The organism is Arthrobacter sp. BL-252-APC-1A (genome assembly GCF_009696625.1).
Taxonomy (GTDB): domain Bacteria; phylum Actinomycetota; class Actinomycetes; order Actinomycetales; family Micrococcaceae; genus Arthrobacter_B.
Genome location: NZ_VULS01000004.1, coordinates 251441 through 269796, shown reverse-complemented (window position 1 = coordinate 269796; position 18356 = coordinate 251441). Strand labels below are relative to the sequence as shown.

At 65.0% G+C, this 18356-nt stretch carries 18 protein-coding genes; 2 read left to right on the top strand and 16 right to left on the bottom strand.

The window, feature by feature from the left end; all coding sequences use genetic code 11:
• The 8 genes from dapF to FYJ28_RS08615 form a co-directional block, all read right to left on the bottom strand.
• A complete protein-coding gene (gene dapF, locus FYJ28_RS08650) occupies window positions 1-951 on the bottom strand; it encodes a diaminopimelate epimerase (RefSeq protein WP_326831611.1) in 951 nt (316 codons plus the stop codon).
• On the bottom strand, window positions 948-1856 hold the full coding sequence (miaA, locus tag FYJ28_RS08645; protein WP_326831610.1) for a tRNA (adenosine(37)-N6)-dimethylallyltransferase MiaA: 909 nt from the start codon (window positions 1854-1856) through the stop codon (window positions 948-950). Before miaA ends, dapF begins: the two co-directional genes overlap by 4 nt.
• Window positions 1853-3382, bottom strand: a complete 1530-nt coding sequence (gene miaB / locus FYJ28_RS08640) for a tRNA (N6-isopentenyl adenosine(37)-C2)-methylthiotransferase MiaB (protein ID WP_268235004.1) — start codon at window positions 3380-3382, stop codon at window positions 1853-1855. The genes miaA and miaB overlap by 4 nt, the downstream gene beginning before the upstream one ends.
• A 118-nt stretch (window positions 3383-3500) precedes the next feature.
• Window positions 3501-4307, bottom strand: a complete 807-nt coding sequence (locus FYJ28_RS08635; RefSeq protein WP_154578997.1) for a hypothetical protein — start codon at window positions 4305-4307, stop codon at window positions 3501-3503.
• An 81-nt stretch (window positions 4308-4388) separates the two neighbouring features.
• Window positions 4389-5711 (bottom strand): coiled-coil domain-containing protein, encoded by a 1323-nt coding sequence (locus FYJ28_RS08630; RefSeq protein ID WP_154578996.1) that lies wholly within the window; start codon window positions 5709-5711, stop codon window positions 4389-4391.
• A 90-nt stretch (window positions 5712-5801) separates the two neighbouring features.
• A complete protein-coding gene (locus FYJ28_RS08625) occupies window positions 5802-6377 on the bottom strand; it encodes a regulatory protein RecX (RefSeq protein ID WP_154578995.1) in 576 nt (191 codons plus the stop codon).
• A gap of 8 nt (window positions 6378-6385) precedes the next feature.
• Window positions 6386-7435, bottom strand: a complete 1050-nt coding sequence (gene recA / locus FYJ28_RS08620; protein WP_055240464.1) for a recombinase RecA — start codon at window positions 7433-7435, stop codon at window positions 6386-6388.
• A 211-nt stretch (window positions 7436-7646) separates the two neighbouring features.
• The gene (locus tag FYJ28_RS08615; RefSeq protein ID WP_055240463.1) at window positions 7647-7871 is read right to left on the bottom strand and encodes a DUF3046 domain-containing protein; all 225 of its coding nucleotides are present in this window, start codon (window positions 7869-7871) and stop codon (window positions 7647-7649) included.
• A 102-nt stretch (window positions 7872-7973) separates the two neighbouring features.
• Here FYJ28_RS08615 and FYJ28_RS08610 point away from each other — a divergent pair, with 102 nt between their 5' ends.
• Entirely contained in the window at window positions 7974-8456 is a 483-nt protein-coding gene (locus FYJ28_RS08610) for a MarR family winged helix-turn-helix transcriptional regulator (protein WP_055240462.1), read from the top strand.
• 94 nt (window positions 8457-8550) lie between these two features.
• Here the strand turns inward: FYJ28_RS08610 and FYJ28_RS08605 are convergent, their stop codons facing one another.
• The 6 genes from FYJ28_RS08605 to dapA form a co-directional block, all read right to left on the bottom strand.
• On the bottom strand, window positions 8551-8976 hold the full coding sequence (locus tag FYJ28_RS08605) for a helix-turn-helix domain-containing protein (RefSeq protein ID WP_055240461.1): 426 nt from the start codon (window positions 8974-8976) through the stop codon (window positions 8551-8553).
• A gap of 165 nt (window positions 8977-9141) precedes the next feature.
• Window positions 9142-9615, bottom strand: a complete 474-nt coding sequence (locus FYJ28_RS08600) for a CinA family protein (protein ID WP_154578994.1) — start codon at window positions 9613-9615, stop codon at window positions 9142-9144.
• Entirely contained in the window at window positions 9612-10211 is a 600-nt protein-coding gene (gene pgsA, locus FYJ28_RS08595; protein WP_326831609.1) for a CDP-diacylglycerol--glycerol-3-phosphate 3-phosphatidyltransferase, read from the bottom strand. Before pgsA ends, FYJ28_RS08600 begins: the two co-directional genes overlap by 4 nt.
• A 19-nt stretch (window positions 10212-10230) precedes the next feature.
• Window positions 10231-13083 carry an FtsK/SpoIIIE family DNA translocase gene (locus tag FYJ28_RS08590; protein WP_154578993.1) on the bottom strand — a complete coding sequence of 951 codons (2853 nt, stop codon included), beginning with the start codon at window positions 13081-13083 and terminating at the stop codon, window positions 10231-10233.
• A 111-nt stretch (window positions 13084-13194) separates the two neighbouring features.
• Window positions 13195-14886 carry a ribonuclease J gene (locus tag FYJ28_RS08585; protein WP_055240457.1) on the bottom strand — a complete coding sequence of 564 codons (1692 nt, stop codon included), beginning with the start codon at window positions 14884-14886 and terminating at the stop codon, window positions 13195-13197.
• A 6-nt stretch (window positions 14887-14892) separates the two neighbouring features.
• Window positions 14893-15813, bottom strand: a complete 921-nt coding sequence (gene dapA / locus FYJ28_RS08580) for a 4-hydroxy-tetrahydrodipicolinate synthase (protein ID WP_055240456.1) — start codon at window positions 15811-15813, stop codon at window positions 14893-14895.
• A gap of 89 nt (window positions 15814-15902) precedes the next feature.
• Between dapA and FYJ28_RS08575 the strand changes: the two genes are divergently transcribed.
• Window positions 15903-17075, top strand: coding sequence for a heparan-alpha-glucosaminide N-acetyltransferase domain-containing protein (locus FYJ28_RS08575; protein WP_154578992.1), 1173 nt, complete (start codon window positions 15903-15905; stop codon window positions 17073-17075).
• Between the two features lie 13 nt (window positions 17076-17088).
• Here the strand turns inward: FYJ28_RS08575 and FYJ28_RS08570 are convergent, their stop codons facing one another.
• Both FYJ28_RS08570 and dapB read right to left on the bottom strand, forming a co-directional pair.
• Entirely contained in the window at window positions 17089-17574 is a 486-nt protein-coding gene (locus FYJ28_RS08570) for a hypothetical protein (RefSeq protein ID WP_055240454.1), read from the bottom strand.
• Between the two features lie 10 nt (window positions 17575-17584).
• Window positions 17585-18343, bottom strand: a complete 759-nt coding sequence (gene dapB, locus FYJ28_RS08565) for a 4-hydroxy-tetrahydrodipicolinate reductase (protein ID WP_154578991.1) — start codon at window positions 18341-18343, stop codon at window positions 17585-17587.
• Window positions 18344-18356 lie beyond the last annotated feature (13 nt).

Sequence of the window (18356 nt, the reverse complement as noted above, 5' to 3'; positions counted from 1 at the left end):
CTAGAGCAGGGTTCCGCGGGCCACCAGCACAGCGGGCCCGCTGAGTTCCACGTGCTCGCGCCCGTCCGGCCCGGTGAGGAAGCGGATACCCAGAACTCCCCCGGGCACTGCGACGCTCCAGGCATTTGGTGCGCCGGCTCCGGCCCAGAAACGCGTGGCGACGGCGGCGGCGCACGCCCCGGTGCCGCAGGAAAGGGTTTCCCCGACGCCGCGTTCGTGCACCCGCATGGTCAGCTGGCCCACGCCGTCGACCACCAGCGGCTCGGCAGGGACCACGAATTCAACGTTGGTTCCGTCTTCAGGGACCGGTTCCACACTGGGTGCATTCACCAGGTCCGTTGCGGCCAGCTCGGAGAGTTCAGCCAGCGCAACGACCGTGTGGGGGTTGCCCATGCTCACCGAGAGCCCGGGGCGCGGAACTTCCAGTCCCCCGGCGTTAACCACGGTATCCATCGCCTTGGCGGCAGCGTGGTCCGGGAAGATGAACTCCCACGGCCCCATGTCCACGGCATAGCCGGTACCGGTGCGGGTGACAGTCTTCAGCCCCGCCCGGGTGCCGATTGCCAGCACTTCACCTTCAGCAAGCTCGGCAAGTCCCTCTTCGATCAGGAAGTGGACGAAGACCCGCACCCCGTTGCCGCACATTTCAGAAACGCTGCCGTCGCCGTTGCGGTAGTCCATAAACCACTGCGCTTCGGGGTTGGACTGCAGCAGCGCCTGGCCCTCCGGTACGTGGACGGAATGGACAGCACGGATGAATCCGTCCGCGCCGATTCCGTTGTGGCGGTCGCAGACGGCGGCCACGTCGGCGGCGTCGTAGTCCCGCAGTCCGTCGGGATCAGCGACCAGGACAAAGTCGTTGCCGGTGCCGTGTCCTTTCGCCAAAGCGAGGCCGGCGAGGCCGGACGGCAGGCCGGAAGCGGACAGGGCGGCGGGGGAAGTTGTGCTCACCCCTCAAGAATAGCGGTGGTCGCAGCCTTCAGCAGTTCGGGATTATCGAAGTCCAGCCAGGTGACCCGGGGGTCTGCCCGGAACCAGGTCAGCTGGCGGCGGGCGAACTTCCGGGTGGCAATCACGGTGTCCTCCACCGCCTGCCCAGTGTTCCAGTGGCCGTCCAGAACTTTCAGGAACTGTGCGTACCCCAGTGCCCGCGAGGCTGTCCTGCCGCTGCGCAGGCCTGCGGCGTCCAGTACCCTGACTTCGTCAAGCAGCCCCTGCTGCACCATCTGGTCCACGCGCCGTGCCAGCCGAACATGGAGCACGGGACGTTCCACGGCAAGGCCCAGCTGGACGGCCGGCTGATAGTAGGTGCGCTCCGGCATAAACGAGCTGAAGGGCCGGCCGGTCAGTGCGTGCACTTCCAGCGCACGCACTACTCTCCGGGCATCACCAAGACGGTCTGCGGAGACCGGATCGACGTCCCGCAGTTTTGCGCGCAGTGCTTCAAATCCAACGGATTCGAGCTCGTCTTCGATCCTGCGCCGCAGCTGGGGATCGGTTCCGGGGAATTCAAGCACATCCAGTGCTGCCCGGACATAAAGCCCGGATCCGCCGACCAGGATCGGGTAGTTGCCCCGCGAGCGGATCCGGTCGATGGTCTCCCTGGCCTGGGCCTGGAAATCGGAGACGCTGGCCTCTTCGGTGACATCCAGGATGTCCAGGAGATGGTGCGGTATGCCGCCGCGTTCGTCCTCCGGGAGCTTGGCTGTGCCAATATCCATGCCGCGGTAGAACTGCATTGAATCGGCGTTGATGATTTCCCCGCCGAGGCGTTGAGCCAGCGCAACACCCAGATCGGACTTGCCGGAGCCGGTGGGTCCGACGACGGCGATGACCGGCAGCGTGCCTGCCGTCACAGGCGCGGCGGCAGGGCAGGCATGCCGAGTGAGACACCGGCGCGCGCGGCGCCGTCGGCGGCCGGAACGCCGCAGGACTCTGCCTGGGACCGGTCCCAGGCATCACCGGCGCGGGACCGGCGCACGGAGTAGTCGGCAGCGGAGGCCGGATCGGCGACCAGGTGGAAGGCAGCCGCGGAGGTCACCGGAACCGTTACGAGGTCTCCGGGTCGGGGAACAGGCGCTCCTTCGGGCACGGAGAAGTGCACCAGGCGCTGGTCGCGGGAACGTCCGGAGAGCCGTCCGGTTTCCTCCGACTTGCGGCCGGCAGCTGCGGTGACCATGACCTCGACGGTGGTGCCGACCTGCTTGGCGTTTTCTTCCGCTGCGATGCGGTCCTGCAGTGCCGTGAGCCGCTCGAAGCGTTCCTGCACCACTGCCTTGGGCAGCTGGTCCGGCAGATCAGCCGCCGGGGTGCCGGGACGCTTGGAGTACTGGAAGGTAAAGGCGGTGGCGAACCGGGCCTGCTCGACGACGTCGAGGGTTGCCTGGAAGTCTTCCTCCGTCTCCCCCGGGAAACCGACGATGATGTCAGTGGAAATCGCCGCGTGCGGCATCTGCCGGCGGACCTTCTCCAGGATCCCGAGGAACTTCTTGGAACGGTAGGAACGGCGCATGTCCTTGAGGACCTTGTCCGATCCTGACTGCAGCGGCATGTGCAGCTGCGGCATCACGTTGTGGGTTTCTGCCATGGCGTCAATGACGTCATCAGTGAATGCGGCCGGATGCGGGCTGGTGAAGCGCACCCGCTCAAGTCCTTCGATTGAGCCGCACGCGCGCAGCAGCTTCGCGAACGCTCCCCGGTCGCCGAACTCCACACCGTAGGAATTCACGTTCTGGCCAAGCAGCGTGACTTCAATGGCGCCGTCGTCTACCAGAGCCTGGACTTCGGCAAGGATTTCTCCGGGACGCCGGTCGCGTTCCTTGCCGCGAAGAGAGGGCACGATGCAGAACGTGCAGGTGTTGTTGCAGCCGACTGAGATGGAGACCCAGCCGGAGTAGACCGAGTCCCGTTTGGTGGGCAGCGTGGACGGGAAGACTTCGAGGGATTCCAGGATCTCCAGCTGGGCTGCGTCGTTGTGCCGGGCACGCTCCAGCAGTGCAGGCAGGGAGCCGATGTTATGCGTACCGAAGACTGCGTCCACAAAGGGGGCCTTGGCAAGGATGGTGTCCCTGTCCTTCTGGGCCAGGCATCCGCCCACCGCAATTTGCATGCCGGGACGGGTTTCCTTGACGTGGGCAAGCTGGCCCAGGTTGCCGTAGAGCTTGTTGTCGGCGTTCTCGCGCACGGCGCAGGTATTGAACACAACGACGTCGGCGTCCCCCTCCTCTGCCGGGACGTAGCCGGCGTCTTCGAGGAGTCCGGAGATGCGCTCGGAATCATGGACGTTCATCTGGCAGCCGAAGGTCCGCACCTGATAGGTACGGGGATGCTCTTCGGTGTCCAGGCCGTTTAGCTGAACAGGGGCGGGGCGCGATACTGACAGGCTCACCATACAAGGGTACGTCCCCGCGCAACCGGCTCCCCAATCCGGCCGGGAGGACAAAAAGAAGGCCTTCCCGGCGTGGAAAGGCCTTCTTCGGTCTCCTCGGCGGAGGAAGGGACTAGTACCAGTTGTTGGCGTAGTGGAAGTTCAGCGCCGAGCAGGGGCTGCCATAGCGGGATTCGATGTAGGTCAGTCCCCAGTCGACCTGGGTACGGTAGCTGGTCTGCCAGTCACCGCCGGCCGTGGCCAGCTTGATACCCGGAAGCGCCTGGGGAATACCGTAGGCACCAGAGCTTGCGTTGGTTGCGCTGGTCAGCCACTCCGATTCCTTGTTCCAAAGTGTGTCCAGGCAGGTCATCTGCGAGGCATCCCAGCCGTGGGATCCCAGTACGGACGATGCGTAGGCTTTCGCCCCGGCCGGGTCATCCACGGGTACAGACGCGGCGGCGATCCGGGCGGCTTCCTCAGCGGCTGCCCGCTCGGCAGCCTGGGCCTGTTCGGCTGCAGCTGATGCGGCGGCTTCCTCGGCCTGGCGGGCGGCAGCTGCCTGCGCAGCCTCCTCGGCGGCAACGACGTCGGCGGCAGCGGCGTCAGCGGCAGCGGCGTCCTGCTTAGCCTCTTCCTCGCCGCCCCCGGCTGCGGGGGTGCTCTCCGGGGCAGGAGAAGCGTCACTTTCGGCGCTGTCAGGAACGGCAGACGGTGTTGGCTCTGATGCGCGGTCCTCGGCAAACAGCGGAAGGGCTATGCTGGCCAGCTGAATGCCGGCGGTGGCGCGGAGATCCTCGTCCCCTGCAGCAGCACCGGCCGTACCCAGGACAACCAGACCGCCCAGAGCCACTACTGCTGCCCCGGCCTTCATCCGGTCCCGGCGGCGCTGGACCACGCGCCGGCGTCTTTGTTCACGACGTCCCTGAGAGTTATTCATAAGACCGGGACTGTACACACAGTTTCTGGGACAGATCGCGAAACGGTAACGGCCGTGTTGCGGAATGGTAACGAACCCGCTTTAATACCAGCCCACGCGCTCCGAGTGTGCCCATGCTACGCACGGGGTGGAATAACGCCAGCTGATGTAGCTGAGTCCCCAGTGGATCTGGGTACGGTAGTTGGTGCGCCAGTCACTGCCCGAGGCGGCCATTTTGTCGCCGGGAAGGGACTGCGGAATTCCATAGGCTCCGCTGTACGGATTCATGGCGCTGGTCAGCCAGTTTGATTCGCGGTTCCACAGATCGACCAGGCACCGGAACTCGCCGCTGCTCCACCCGTAGCCCGGCATGAGTGACGACGCGTATGCCTGCGCGCCTGCCGGGTCATTGACCGGGGCAGCGGGAGGTGGGGGCGGCGGAGGCTGGGGTGCTGGAACCGGCGCCGGAGCCGGGGGCTGGGGCGCCGCTACAGGCGGGTTCGACGGCGCCGGCGCAGGCGCGGGAGCCGGAGCAACGGGGTTCTCCGGCACTGCGGGGCTTGTGGGACGTGTGGGATTAATCACTGTCCCGGCTTCCCGCGGCGGAGTTTTCCCGGCTTCCTTGCCTGCCTGCTCCGCCTGCTGGCGGACAGACTCTTCAAGCCGGGCCGCCTGCAGCCTGCTCATCTCTGCTTCGGCAGTGGTATTGCGCAGCTCGGCCAGCTGGGCAGCCAGAACGGCGGTGCGTTCCTCCTGCTCGCGAACGGCTTTCTCGGCCGCTGCCGTCGCAGCTTCCGCGTCCCGGTACTGTGCCTCGGCGGATTCGGTCAGCTTCTCCCTTGCCTCGCGGGCTGACTGCTCAGTCTCTTCCAGGGACTCGGCCGTCTGCTCTGCCGCTGCGGCTTCTTCGAAAAGACGCGAAGTCCTTTCGGTGACGAGGGACAGCGTGCTGAGCCGGTCGAAGTGCGCGGCACCTTCGTCGGCGTCAAGAATAAACAGGACGGTGCTGTCCATTCCGCCGGTCTTGTAGGTCTGGGCAGCCAGGGCACCGACCTGGCTGCGCAGTTCGGATGCACGCGCCGAAGCGGCGCTGCGCCGGGCAGCGAGATCGGCCAGCCTCGCATCGCTGGCTACCAGCTCTGACCGAAGGCTCTCATAATGGCTCGACGCAGTGACTGCGGCGTTGCCCAGGCTTCCGGCTTCGGCGTGGAGCCGGTCCAGATGCCCCTCAAGCTCGCGAACCTGTTCTTCGGTAGCGGCGGTGTCTGCCCTCGCTGCGGCGACCTCGTCCCACGTCGGGTACTCCCCCGCCGCCGCCGGAGTGGCACCGACAAGCAGGGCCGCTGCCATCAGACACGACACCGCTGCCGCGGTCAGGGCAGGCGCAGCTGCGGTCAGGGCAGGACGGCGCAACTCTGGCCCCAATAACCTCACGGTAAACATAGTGATGACAGCATACGGCACGCTTTGCGCGCGTGTGCCGGACGTATGTGCGCGGGCCAAGCCTGCTCTGGCCTACAACTCGCCGCTTTCCTGCGCGGCGAGAATGTCGTTCACCACAGAGAATCCCAAACCCGGCGAATAACCCTTGCGGGCAAGCATTGAAACCAGCCGGCGCACCTGCTTATCCCTCTCCTTAGGATCCTGCGGCACGGCGGCCCGGCTGAGCTTACGTTCGACCAGGGCCCTGGCGGCCTCAGCCTCATCGTCTGAGCTGATCTGTTCCAGTGCATCCTCAGCCAGTTCCGGGTCGATCCCCTTCTCCGACAGCTCGCGCCGAATGGCGGAGCGTGCCAGGGAACGGGTCTGGGACCTGCTTCGAACCCACATGCGGGCAAACTCTGCGTCGTCTATGAGCTGGACCTCTTCGAACCGGTCCAGCACAGCTTCGGCGACTTCTTCCGGGACATCCCTCTCGGCCAGTTTGTCGGCAAGCTGCTTCCGGCTCTTGGCGGAACTGGTCAGCTGGCGGAGAACGATCGCCCTGGCAACTGAGTAGGGATCTACCTCAGGAGTTGAATCGGCCGGTGAACCGGGAGTGGGCCCTTTCTGGCTGTCCACTCCCGGCTTGCGTCGGCGGTGCTGCTGCATTGCGGGGACTAGGCTCCGGGTGCTGCTGCTTTGGCCTTGTCGTCGGCAACCTGCTCTTCGGGCTGTGCATCAACACCGAGCTTCACGCGCAGGCGCCGTTCGATCTCATCTGCCAGCTCCGGGTTATCCCGCAGGAACCGCCGGGAATTTTCCTTGCCCTGGCCAAGCTGATCCCCGTCGTAGGTGAACCAGGCACCCGACTTCTTGACGATTCCGTGCTCAACGCCCATGTCGATCAGGCCGCCTTCACGGGAAATACCCTGGCCGTAAATGATGTCGAACTCGGCCTGCTTGAAGGGCGGGGCCATCTTGTTCTTGACGATCTTGGCGCGGGTGCGGTTACCAACCGGGTTGGTACCTTCCTTGAGCGTCTCGATCCGGCGTACGTCGATGCGTACGGAGGCGTAGAACTTGAGCGCCTTGCCACCGGTGGTGGTTTCAGGGCTGCCGAAGAACACACCGATCTTCTCGCGGAGCTGGTTGATGAAGATCGCGGTGGTTTTTGTCTGGCTCAGGCGGCCGGTGATCTTTCGCAGCGCCTGGCTCATGAGGCGTGCCTGCAGGCCGACGTGGCTGTCGCCCATTTCGCCTTCGATTTCGGCACGGGGCACCAGTGCGGCAACGGAGTCGATAACGACGATGTCCAGAGAGCCGGAACCGACCAGCATGTCCATGATTTCCAGGGCCTGCTCACCGGTGTCCGGCTGGGAAACCAGCAGGGCGTCTGTGTCCACGCCCAGCTTCTTGGCGTACTCGGGGTCCAGCGCGTGCTCGGCGTCGATGAACGCGGCGATGCCGCCGTTCTTCTGCGCGTTGGCTACGGCGTGAAGCGCCACGGTGGTCTTACCCGAGGACTCGGGACCGTAGATCTCTACGACACGGCCGCGGGGCAGTCCGCCAATGCCCAGCGCGATATCAAGCGCAATGGAGCTGGTGGAGATTGTTTCGATTGGGGCGCGGGTCTCGTCGCCCAGCCGCATGATCGAACCCTTGCCGAACTGCTTGTCGATCTGGGCCAGTGCTGCTTCGAGTGCTTTGGCGCGGTCTGGAGCGGCCATTCTTCACCTCTGTTGTTGTGGCTGTTGCTGATGTTCCCGGCCCGTGGGCCTGCTGTCGGTTGCTCACTGAAAACCGTATGCGACGGCACTGACATTGCCGTGGCTGGCAGGTGCCGGTGTGGACAGCCGGAGCGGGGCGGACCAGTGGCGTGCCCCTGTGTAGGAGCATATCGGGATCCGAACAGATATTCGAATAGATCCTCCCGCGTGTCTAGACCTGCTTGGGCTTGATGTCCCGTCCAAGACGGCGGTCCTGCGGCACTTCCTGCATGTCGCACACCGCCAGCCAAACGCGTTTTGGCTCGGTTCCCCTCTCCAGGGCCTGCTGCGCCGTCATGCCGCCGAGACCGGTCAGAACGAGGTCCCCGGCCAGCACTCGTGAATAGGCTGGGCCGAATTCGTCGTCCATAAGCCGCCAGAAATCGCTGATACGCATCAATTAATCCTCTCACGCCGTGCGGCCGCCCGGGCCCGGTCTTCCCGGCAGGCAGCGGAGTGCTCGGCTGGTGTGGGACGGGCGCCAACTAGAATAGGGTCCATGACCGAAAAGCCGCCGGCAATACAGTCCGCTCCGAGCAGGGCAGTCGAGACCCTTGAACAGGAGCTCAGTGTCCTGTGGCGCCGCGCCCGTGCTGTCTCGCACCGGGTCGCCAAGGCAGTACATCCGGATCTTGAGCCGGCAGCCTACGGCCTGCTGGTACTGCTGCAGAGGCGGGGCCCGCTGCGGCTGACTGATGTTGCCGCAGCGATAGGCGTCGGCAAACCATCCGTGAGCCGGCAGATCGTGATGCTCGAGTCCCTGGGGCTGGTCCGCAAGCAGGCGGACCCTGAGGACGGCAGGGCACAGACGATCAGTTTGACTGACTCCGGCAGTGAGCAGCTGATGAAGGCCCAGCGCGCCCGCGAGAAGCACTTCCGCGCCCTCCTTTCTTCCTGGGATGAGGAGGAACTGCAGACGCTTGGCGTGCTGCTTCACAAACTCAACGCCTCCGAGGTGCCCGGCACCGTGCCCTCTTCCTGACAATCGATTCCCGCAGGACAAACGAAAAGACCCCGCCGGGAGGCAGGGTCTTTCGGTATGTCTTGGGACGGGCAGCAGAAGCTGCCCGAGGTTGTTACGGTGTGCGGGCCAGGTCCCGAGCCAGGTCCTCCGGGAAATCACGGGCAAATTCGCGCGAGAATTCCGTTGGAACCGTATCGGGAATGGAAACGCCTTCGGCGCTGGCCACACGGTCACTGACCTCACGAAGCATCAGGGACAGAGGTACATCGAGAGCACTGCAGATTGAAGACAGGAGTTCAGAAGAAGCTTCCTTCTGGCCCCGTTCAACTTCGCTCAGGTAACCGAGCGAGACCCGGGCACTGTGCGACACCTCACGCAGGGTACGGCCCTGGCGCTGACGGACGTCGCGGAGTACATCACCAATCTCGTGGCGTAGAACTACCATTTTGCGCTCCTTAGGCTCCCGGTGTGCATCTTCCGCCAACCCTACATCCCGCCAGCGAATGACGCCGTTCACGGACACGGGTTGCTTCACCATGTGTATGTCCTGCTCCCTTTATCGATCCGTCCGCGGTAGAAACCGCGGAATGTCTACGATCCTAAACCGGAAACCTTGGTGGTTCCTGATACTAACAACTGACGTGCTTCCGGATTTGTTCCCGGGTACAGATGGGGCATTGCGGCGCCGGATACCTGCCGGAGTCTACGCGGCACCCAGCTCCTGAGCCAACTGTTCGAGCGCCGCAGAGCATGCCTGGCTGCGGATCGAAGAACGGTCTCCGGCAAAGAGGTACTCGCGGGACCGTGTTCCTGAGGGGCCTGAGATGCCAATGAAGACCGTTCCCACGGGCTTGCCGTCATGCGGTTCCGGTCCTGCGGCGCCGGTGGTGGAGACTCCGATGTCCGCGCCGAGAAGGGCGCGCACGCCGGCCGCCATTTCCTCGGCAACCCGGGCATCCACCGATCCGGCTTCCGCAAGCAGGTTCCGGTCGACGGACAGCACTGCCGCCTTGACCGAGTTCTGGTAGGCGACAACACCGCCCTGCAGGACTGCCGAAGCGCCCGCAACGGAACCGAGCTCAGCTGCCACCATCCCGGCTGTCAGCGACTCCGCTGCAGCGATCCGGCTTCCGGCGGCAGCCGCTGCTGCGATCACCTGCGCGGCGGCGGCCGTCATGCCCCGGTCTTCCCCCGTGCGCCGGCACGCAGCTTGACCGCCTGCACAACGTAGTCGATTCCGGTCACGACGGTGACGATCACGGCGGCTGCCATGACGGCCGCGCTGATCCACCAGGCCCAGTCCCCCAGCCACGTGGTGAGCGGCAGCAGGAACAGGAAGATGGCAAAGGTCTGGATCACGGTCTTGAGCTTGCCGCCCCGGGAGGCCGCCATGACGCCGTAGCGGATGACTACGAACCGCATCACGGTGATGCCGATTTCCCGCACGAGGATCAGGATGGTGACCCACCACCACAGCTCGCCGAGGACCGAGAGCATCACCAGCGCCGAACCGATCAGCAGCTTGTCCGCGATGGGATCGGCGATCTTTCCGAAGTCCGTGATGAGGCCGCGGCTTCGGGCAAGATCGCCGTCCAGCTTGTCCGTGTAGATGGCAACGGCGAAGGTTGCCACCGCCAGCCAGCGGAAGAGGCCGTCCCTGCCGTCGTCGGCCACAAGGAACCAGATAAACAGGGGAACCATGACGATGCGGATGACCGTCAGGACGTTGGCGATGTTGAGGGTGGGTACCCGTTCGGTTCCAGAATTGCTCACGGAACCAGCCTAACCGGATTCACCGGCCGGTGAGGTTCCATGCGTCCTCTGAACCCTCGCCGTCCTCGCCCGATTCCTCAGCGCCGTCGTAATACTCCGTGGCCTGCGGCCGCGATTCAAGGTCCTGGGCCACCAGGTCCACTGGTCCGTCGGTCTCGAAACCGTGGTTGACGTTGGCGTTCTCCGCCAGGGCAGCGGTCTCGGCGGCATCCGGACCGCCCAGCGGTTCGCCGCCCTGGATAGCAGCCAGGGTGGCAGCGAGGTCGTCCGGCTTCACCAGCACGTCGCGGGCCTTTGAGCCCTCGGACGGGCCAACGACTCCGCGTGATTCGAGCAGGTCCATCAGGCGCCCGGCCTTGGCGAAGCCGACGCGCAGCTTGCGCTGGAGCATGGACGTTGACCCGAACTGCGTGGTCACGACCAGTTCGGTGGCCTGCAGCAGCACGTCGAGGTCGTCTCCGATGTCGTCGTCGATCTGCTTCTTCGGCGCAGTGACGGTGACGTCCTCGCGGTAGGTTGCCTGCAGCTGGGACTTCACATGTTCAACTACGCGGTGGATCTCGGATTCAGTGACCCATGCGCCCTGCACACGGATCGGCTTGTTGGACCCCATGGGCAGGAACAGGGCGTCACCCTGTCCCAGGAGCTTCTCTGCACCGGGTTGGTCCAGAACCACCCTCGAGTCGGTGACGGAGGATGTCGCGAAGGCCATCCGGGACGGCACGTTGGCCTTGATCAGGCCGGTGACGACGTCCACCGAGGGACGCTGGGTGGCGAGGACCAGGTGGATGCCGGCGGCACGGGCCAGCTGGGTGATGCGCACGATCGAGTCTTCGACGTCCCGCGGGGCGACCATCATCAGGTCGGCGAGCTCGTCCACGATTACCAGCAGGTAGGGGTAGGGCTTCAGCACGCGCTTCGAGCCGGCCGGCGGCACAACCTTGCCGTTGCGGACAGCCTTGTTGAAGTCGTCGATGTGCTTGTACCCGAAGTTCGCGAGGTCGTCGTAGCGGGTGTCCATTTCCCGGACCACCCACTGCAGGGCTTCGGCGGCCTTCTTCGGGTTGGTGATGATCGGGGTGATCAGGTGCGGCACGCCTTCATAGGCGGTCAGTTCCACGCGCTTGGGGTCCACCATCACCATGCGGACCTCGTCCGGGGTGGAGCGCATCAGGATCGACGTAATCATCGAGTTCACGAAGGATGACTTGCCTGCACCGGTGGCGCCGGCAACCAGGAGGTGCGGCATCTTGGCCAGGTTGGCGACGACGAATCCGCCTTCAACATCCTTGCCGACGCCCATGACCATCGGGTGCTCGGTCTTGCGGGCAGCGTTTGACCGCAGCACATCGCCCAGGACCACAACTTCCTTGTCCGCGTTGGGAATCTCGATGCCGATGGCGGACTTGCCCGGGATGGGCGAGAGGATGCGTACGTCAGAGCTGGCGACAGCGTAGGAAATGTTCTTGGACAGCGCCGTCACGCGCTCAACCTTGGTGCCTTCGCCGAGTTCGATCTCGTAGCGGGTAACCGTCGGTCCGCGGGAGAAGCCGGTGACCTTGGCGTCCACGTTGAACTGCTCGAGGGTGCGGGTCAGGGCCGCGACGACGGCGTCGTTGGCTTCCGAGCGTTCCTTGGCGGGCGGGCCGGAGGGCAGGAAATCCGAGGGCGGCAGCGTGTAGGTGACGTCCCCGGAGAGCTGCAGCTGCTCGGTGCGCTGGGGAATGGGGGTCGACGGCGGCACGTGGGCCACCGGACGGGACGGCACCGGAGGAACGGGCGGGGCTGCCACGAGCGAGGCAGCCGCCTCCGGGACCAGGGAAATGGCTTCAGTGGGAGGCTCGGTGTCCTCGAGTCCCTGCTGGCGGCGCAGCTTCTGGGTGGCCAGCTCGGACTTCGTGGGCCGGCGCACGCCCGGCGGAACGGCCGGCTCGGCAGCGGCTTCCGCTTCCTTGCGTTCCTCTTCGTCCCGCAGCAGGGCTGCTTCGAACGCTTCGTCGCCGGCGTAGCCGTCGCTGTGCTCCGGTTCCGCTTCCTTTCGGCCCCGGCCGAACCGGCGTTCCTTCTTGGGTTTGGCGGCCCGGTCGGACTCATAGAGGTAGCTCTGGTCGTGGGCCTCGGGATCGTCCTGCGCCAGGTCCTGGCCCATGAGGTGTTCGTAGAGGGCGCGCAGCCGCAGCGGAATGTGCCGGAAGGGCGTGGCCGTGACGATGAGGATCGAGATGAAGACCAGCAGGGAAAGCAGGATGATGACCGGCCACTGGGTAATGGCGGTTGAGAGCGGGCCGGCTACCAGGAATCCGACGATTCCCCCGGATACCCACAGCCGGTCGAAACCGTCGGACAGGGCCGGTGCCCCGCCAATGATGTGGGTGATGCCGGCACCGGAGCACAGCATGATGGTCAGTCCGATGCTGATCCGGCCGTTGGCGCGGTGCCGCTCCGGATAGCGGAAGAGGCGCACGGAGGCCGTCAGGAGCATAAAGGGAAGAACCACGGCCATCCAGCCAAAGGTACCGGCGGCGGCTGCGTGGATGATGTCCGCCACCGGACCGCGCAGGGCCCACCATTCGACGGTGGCGACGAGCAGTGCGGTGAGGATCAGGAAAAAGCCGGTTCCGTCGCGGCGGATTTCCCGGTCCGGAACGACGTCGGTGCCCAGCTTGCGGACGCCGGCACCAACAATGCGCGCAATGCCCATCCAGGCGCTCTGGACCACCCGCAGCGGAAGCGGGAGTGTCTCTTCGGGCTGGGCCTTGGCGGCGGAAGGGCGGCTGGAGGACTTCCCGCGCTGCGGAGACTTCCCGCTGCTGCGGGCTGGAGTCCGGCTGGAGGAACTGCCGCGTGCGGCAGGGGAAGTACGAGTCGCCATACCTGCCACGCTACCGGACGGCGGGGACAAACCGCCGAATATACGCGCCTTGAGGGCGCTCTTCCTTCCCCGGATTCACTGAGGAATACGGGGAAGGAAGGCGCCGGCTGCCTACGCTTCGAGGACTACCGGAACGATCATCGGCCGGCGGCGCAGCCTGCGGTTGACCCAGGTTCCCACCACGCGGCGGACAACCTGCTGCAGCTGGTAGGCCGTGTGGTCACGGTTGGACGTCACAGCCTCTTCCAGGGCCTTGCTGATCTTGGGCTTGATCTCGTCGAATACTGCATCGTCTTCGGCGAAGCCGCGGGCGTGGATCTCCGGACCGGACACGATGGTGCCGGTGCTCCGGTTCACCACGGTGATGACGGAGATGAAGCCTTCCTCGCCCAGGATCCTGCGGTCCTTGAGGTCGGTGTCAGTGATTTCGCCGACGCTGGAGCCGTCTACGTAGACGAAGCCGCACTCGATGGCGCCGACAACCTTCGCCTTGCCGTCCACCAGGTCAACCACGGTGCCGTCGTCGGCCAGGATGATGTTCTGCTCCGGGACGCCGGTCTGGACTGCCAGCTTGCCGTTGGCAATCAGGTGCCGGGTCTCGCCGTGCACCGGCATCGCGTTCTTCGGCTTGAGGATGTTGTAAGTGTAGAGCAGCTCGCCGGCCGAGGCGTGGCCGGAAACGTGGATCTTGGCGGTGCCCTTGTGCACCACGTCCGCGCCGAGCTTCATCAGGCCGTTGATCACGCGGAACACGGCGTTCTCGTTCCCCGGGATCAGCGAAGATGCCAGGATGACGGTGTCACCCTTGCCGATGCTGATCCGGTGGTCGCCGTTGGCCATGCGGGACAGGGCTGCCATTGGCTCGCCCTGCGAACCGGTGGACATGAGGACCAGCTTGTGGTCCGGCATGTTGTCCACGTTTTTCAGGTCCACCAGGATGCCCTCGGGGACGTGCAGGTAACCCAGCTTTTCCGCGATGGCCATGTTGCGGACCATGGAGCGCCCCACGAAGCAGACCTTGCGCCCGTGGGCTGCAGCGGCGTCGAGCACCTGCTGCACCCGGTGGATGTGGGAGGAGAAGGACGCGACGATGATGCGCTTCTTGACCTTGCCGAAGAGCTCTTCGAGCACCGGCCCAATCGCGCCTTCCGGGGAGGTGAAGCCCGGAACGTCCGCGTTGGTGGAGTCGGCCATGTACAGGTCCACGCCTTCTTCGCCCAGGCGGGCGAAGGCGCGCAGATCAGTGATGCGTCCGTCCAGCGGCAGCTGGTCCATCTTGAAGTCGCCGGTGTGCAGCACATTGCCTGCGCGGGTGCGGATGAAGACTGCCAGGGCATCCGGGATGGAGTGGTTGACGGCCACGAATTCGCATTCGAACGGGCCGAACTGCTCAACCTGTCCTTCCTTCACCGTGAGGGTGAACGGCTTGATGCGGTGTTCCTGCAGCTTCGCCTCGATCAGTGCCAGCGTCAGCTGCGAACCGATCAGCGGAATGTCCTTCTTCAGGCGCAGCAGGTAGGGAACCGCGCCGATGTGGTCCTCGTGGCCGTGGGTGAGCACAACGCCCACGACGTCGTCCAGCCGGTCCTCGATGTAGGAGAAGTCCGGCAGGATCAGGTCGACGCCGGGCTGTGTCTCTTCCGGGAAGAGCACGCCGCAGTCAACGATGAGCAGTTTGCCGTCGATCTCGAAGACGGCCATGTTGCGGCCGATTTCTCCGAGTCCTCCCAGCGGAACAATTCGTAGGGTTCCGTCTTTGAGGCGGGGAGGGGTTTGCAGAGCGTTGCCCGCAGTTTCAATCATGTTTTATTACGCCTTGTCCTGGGAAAAGTCCCATCCTGCTTCGGCCAGGTCCGCCAGGACAGCTTCCATTTCAATGGCATCGGGAGCCACCAGCGGCAGGCGTACTGCGGCGTCGGGAATCACTCCCTGCATCTTCAGGATCTGCTTGGCGGAAATGGCACCTGGTATGTGTGTCATTACGGCTCGCACTACCGGATCCAGTTCAAAGTGGATCCTGCGGGCCTTGTCGAAATCTCCTGCGGCGGCCGCGTCCACGAGGGCACGGAACGCACCGGTGGCAACGTGGGCGCTGACGCTCACTACGCCGACCGCTCCGGCCACCATCCACGGCAGCGTCAGTCCGTCGTCGCCGGCGTAGACATCCAGGCTTGTGTTGGCCAGGACCCGGGTCACGGCGGCAAAATCGGCCTTGGCATCCTTGAGAGCCAGGACCTTGGGGTTCTCCGCGAGACGGAACATCGTCTCAGTGGCGATGGGAATCCCGGCGCGGCCCGGGATGTCGTAAATCATGATGGGCAGATCCGTGGCCTGGGAAACGGCATCGAAGTGCGCAATCACGCCTGCCTGCGTCGGCTTGTTGTAATACGGCGTCACGACCAGCTGGCCGTCGGCTCCGGCGCGCTCGGCGCGCCGTGCCATCTCCACGGAGTGTGAGGTGTGGTTGGTGCCGGTTCCGGCGATGACCTTCGCGCGGCCGCCGACCGTCTGGGCTACAACCCGGAAAAGGTCTTCCTTTTCGCTGTCCTCCAGGGTGGAGGTTTCACCGGTGGTACCTGAGATAACCAGACCGTCGCAGCCGTCCTCGACCAGCTTGTTGGCAAGGAACGCAGTGGCGTCAAAGTCAACTTCACCATCGGCGGTGAAAGGGGTAACCATGGCGGTCACCAGGGTTCCAAACGGACGGGAACGAATATCAGAGTCTGCCATGGGTAAAACGTTACCTGTTGGAGCAGCGAATGGGACAAACGGACACCTCCGGAGCCCGGCGGCGCTGCGGGGCGTGAGACGATTCTTCGATGAGCAGAACGCGTCTGACGGGCATCGATGCGGCCCGCGGGGTGGCACTGCTGGGAATGATGTCCACCCACATCTTCCCGCTGTATGACCCCGAAACGGGCTCCCCCACGTTCGTGGCGCTCGTTTTCTCCGGACGGGCCTCGGCGCTCTTTGCTGTGGTGGCAGGAATCGGGATCGCGCTCCTGACCGGAGGCCAGAACCCCGGCGCCGGCCGTTCCCCCGGACAGAACCGCCGGGGCATTGCCGCCCGTGCGCTGGTGATCGCGCTGATCGGGCTGCTGCTGGGTGGCATGGACACGTCGATCGCCATCATCCTCTTCCATTACGCGGTGCTGTTCCTGATGGTGCTCCCGTTCACTTCAATGCCGCTGGGCAGGCTGGCAGCCTGGGCCGGTGCATGGATCTGCCTCTCCCCCGTCCTGGCCTATCTGGTCCGGCCCTGGCTGAATGAGAATGTCAGCCCGCCTGAGGTTGGCGGGAACATCACCTGGGAGCATTTCCTGGAACCGGCAACGCTCTTTGCGGACGTCTTTTTCACCGGGGTGTATCCAACGGTCCAGTGGCTGAGCTACCTGCTGGTGGGAATGGTGATCGGCCGGCTGAACCTGGGTGCCCTCGGAGTACAGGCGGGACTGGTCATCGGCGGAATCTTCGCAGCGGTCGCTGCCAAGTTCGTGAGCGCGTACCTGCTCGTCGACGCCGGCGGTTTCGCCGAACTGCTGGGGACCGAATCCGGCCAGCGCTGGCCCATCGGCCGCATGATGGAAGTGAACCTGACCGGGGTTGACCAGTCCGGGTCCTGGTGGTGGCTGGCGGTCAGCGCCCCGCATTCGGGCACCACACTGGACCTGCTCCACACGTGCGGCACGGCTGCCGCCGTCGTTGGGGTCTGTCTGCTGCTGACCAGGGCGCGGCCGAACCTGCTCCTGCCGCTCTCCGCTGCGGGAGCCATGACGCTGACTCTGTACAGCATGCATATCTGGGTGATGGCGCTTGTTGATGCCCAGGAGCCGGCTCCGGAACCTGTCTGGGTCTTTTGGCCGCAGGCGGCGGCCGCAGTCCTGATCGGCATCGCCTTTGCCAAACTGGGCTCCCGCGGTCCGCTGGAGACCGTCGCTTCGGGCGCTTCACGGCTTGCCCGGGACGGAACGCTGGCGGAGAACCGCCGCTGAGGAAGCCGGCTTCTCAGGCGGCGGGCTGTCCCGAACCGCTGAAGAGCTTGCCTGCCTGGCGCATGGACGCGCGGGCGCGCTTGCGGTCGCCGGCGGCGTCATAGGCGCAGGAGAGGCGGAACCAGGCGCGCCACTGTTCAGGTGCGGCTTCGACCTCGGCCTGGTACTTGGGGAACTCGGCGTCGGCTGCTTCACGGACGATCCGCCCTCCCGGAGTGCGCGGGAGGTCATCCACGGGAAGGCCGCCCTCATCAGCGAGGATCCGTGCCATCTTTTCGGTCTGTACGCCAAAGAGCAGTTCACGAACCAGCGCCCAGACACCAACGGCGGGCAGCACAAAGTAGGCGGTTCCCATGGCCTTGGCCACCAGTCCGTCAGAGGTCATGAGGAGCCAGCCCCGCTGGGCCACCACCAGGATGTAGAAAACCAGGAGTACGGTGACCAGCAGGACGCCGATCTTGGCCTTGTTATGGAACAGTCCGGAGAAGAAGGTGGACAACAGTGTTTCCTTAGGCGTTCAGGTTGAGGTAGCCGTCGAGTCCGACGGTAAGGCCCGGGTGCGCGGCAACTTCGCGCAGCCCCAGGAGGACACCGGGCATAAATGACGCCCGGTCGTAGGAATCGTGGCGGATCGTGAGCTGTTCGCCCTCACCGCCCAGCAGGACTTCCTGGTGGGCAACCAGGCCGCGCAGGCGGACGGAATGCACCCGGATGCCGTCGACGTCGGCGCCCCGGGCTCCGGGGAGCTCCTTGGCGGTTGCATCGGGAGACGCGGGAGTTCCGGCTTCGGCGCGCGAAGCTGCCATCAGTTCGGCGGTACGCACGGCGGTGCCCGACGGCGCATCCACCTTGTTGGGGTGGTGCAGCTCCACGATCTCAACAGATTGGAAGTAGGGCGCTGCCTTCGCTGCGAATGCTGAGGCGAGCACTGATCCGAGTGCGAAGTTCGGCGCAATCAGCACACCGGTTTCGGGATGCTCAGAGAGCAGGTCCTCCAGCCGCTGCAGCCGGTCCGCGCTCCAGCCGGTGGTGCCGACCACCGCATGCATGCCGTGTTCCACGGCGAAGCGGACGTTGGCTTCGGTGCTGTCCGGGACGGTCAGGTCCACCACATACTGGGCGCCGGCGGAGACCAGGGTCTGCAGGGAATCCCGGCGCCCCAGGGCAGCCACTAATTCCATGTCCGGTGCCGCTTCGACGGCTTTAACGGCTTCGGAGCCCATGCGCCCGGTGGCTCCAAGCACCGCGACGGGCAGTTTATTGCTCATGGTTCCAGATTAC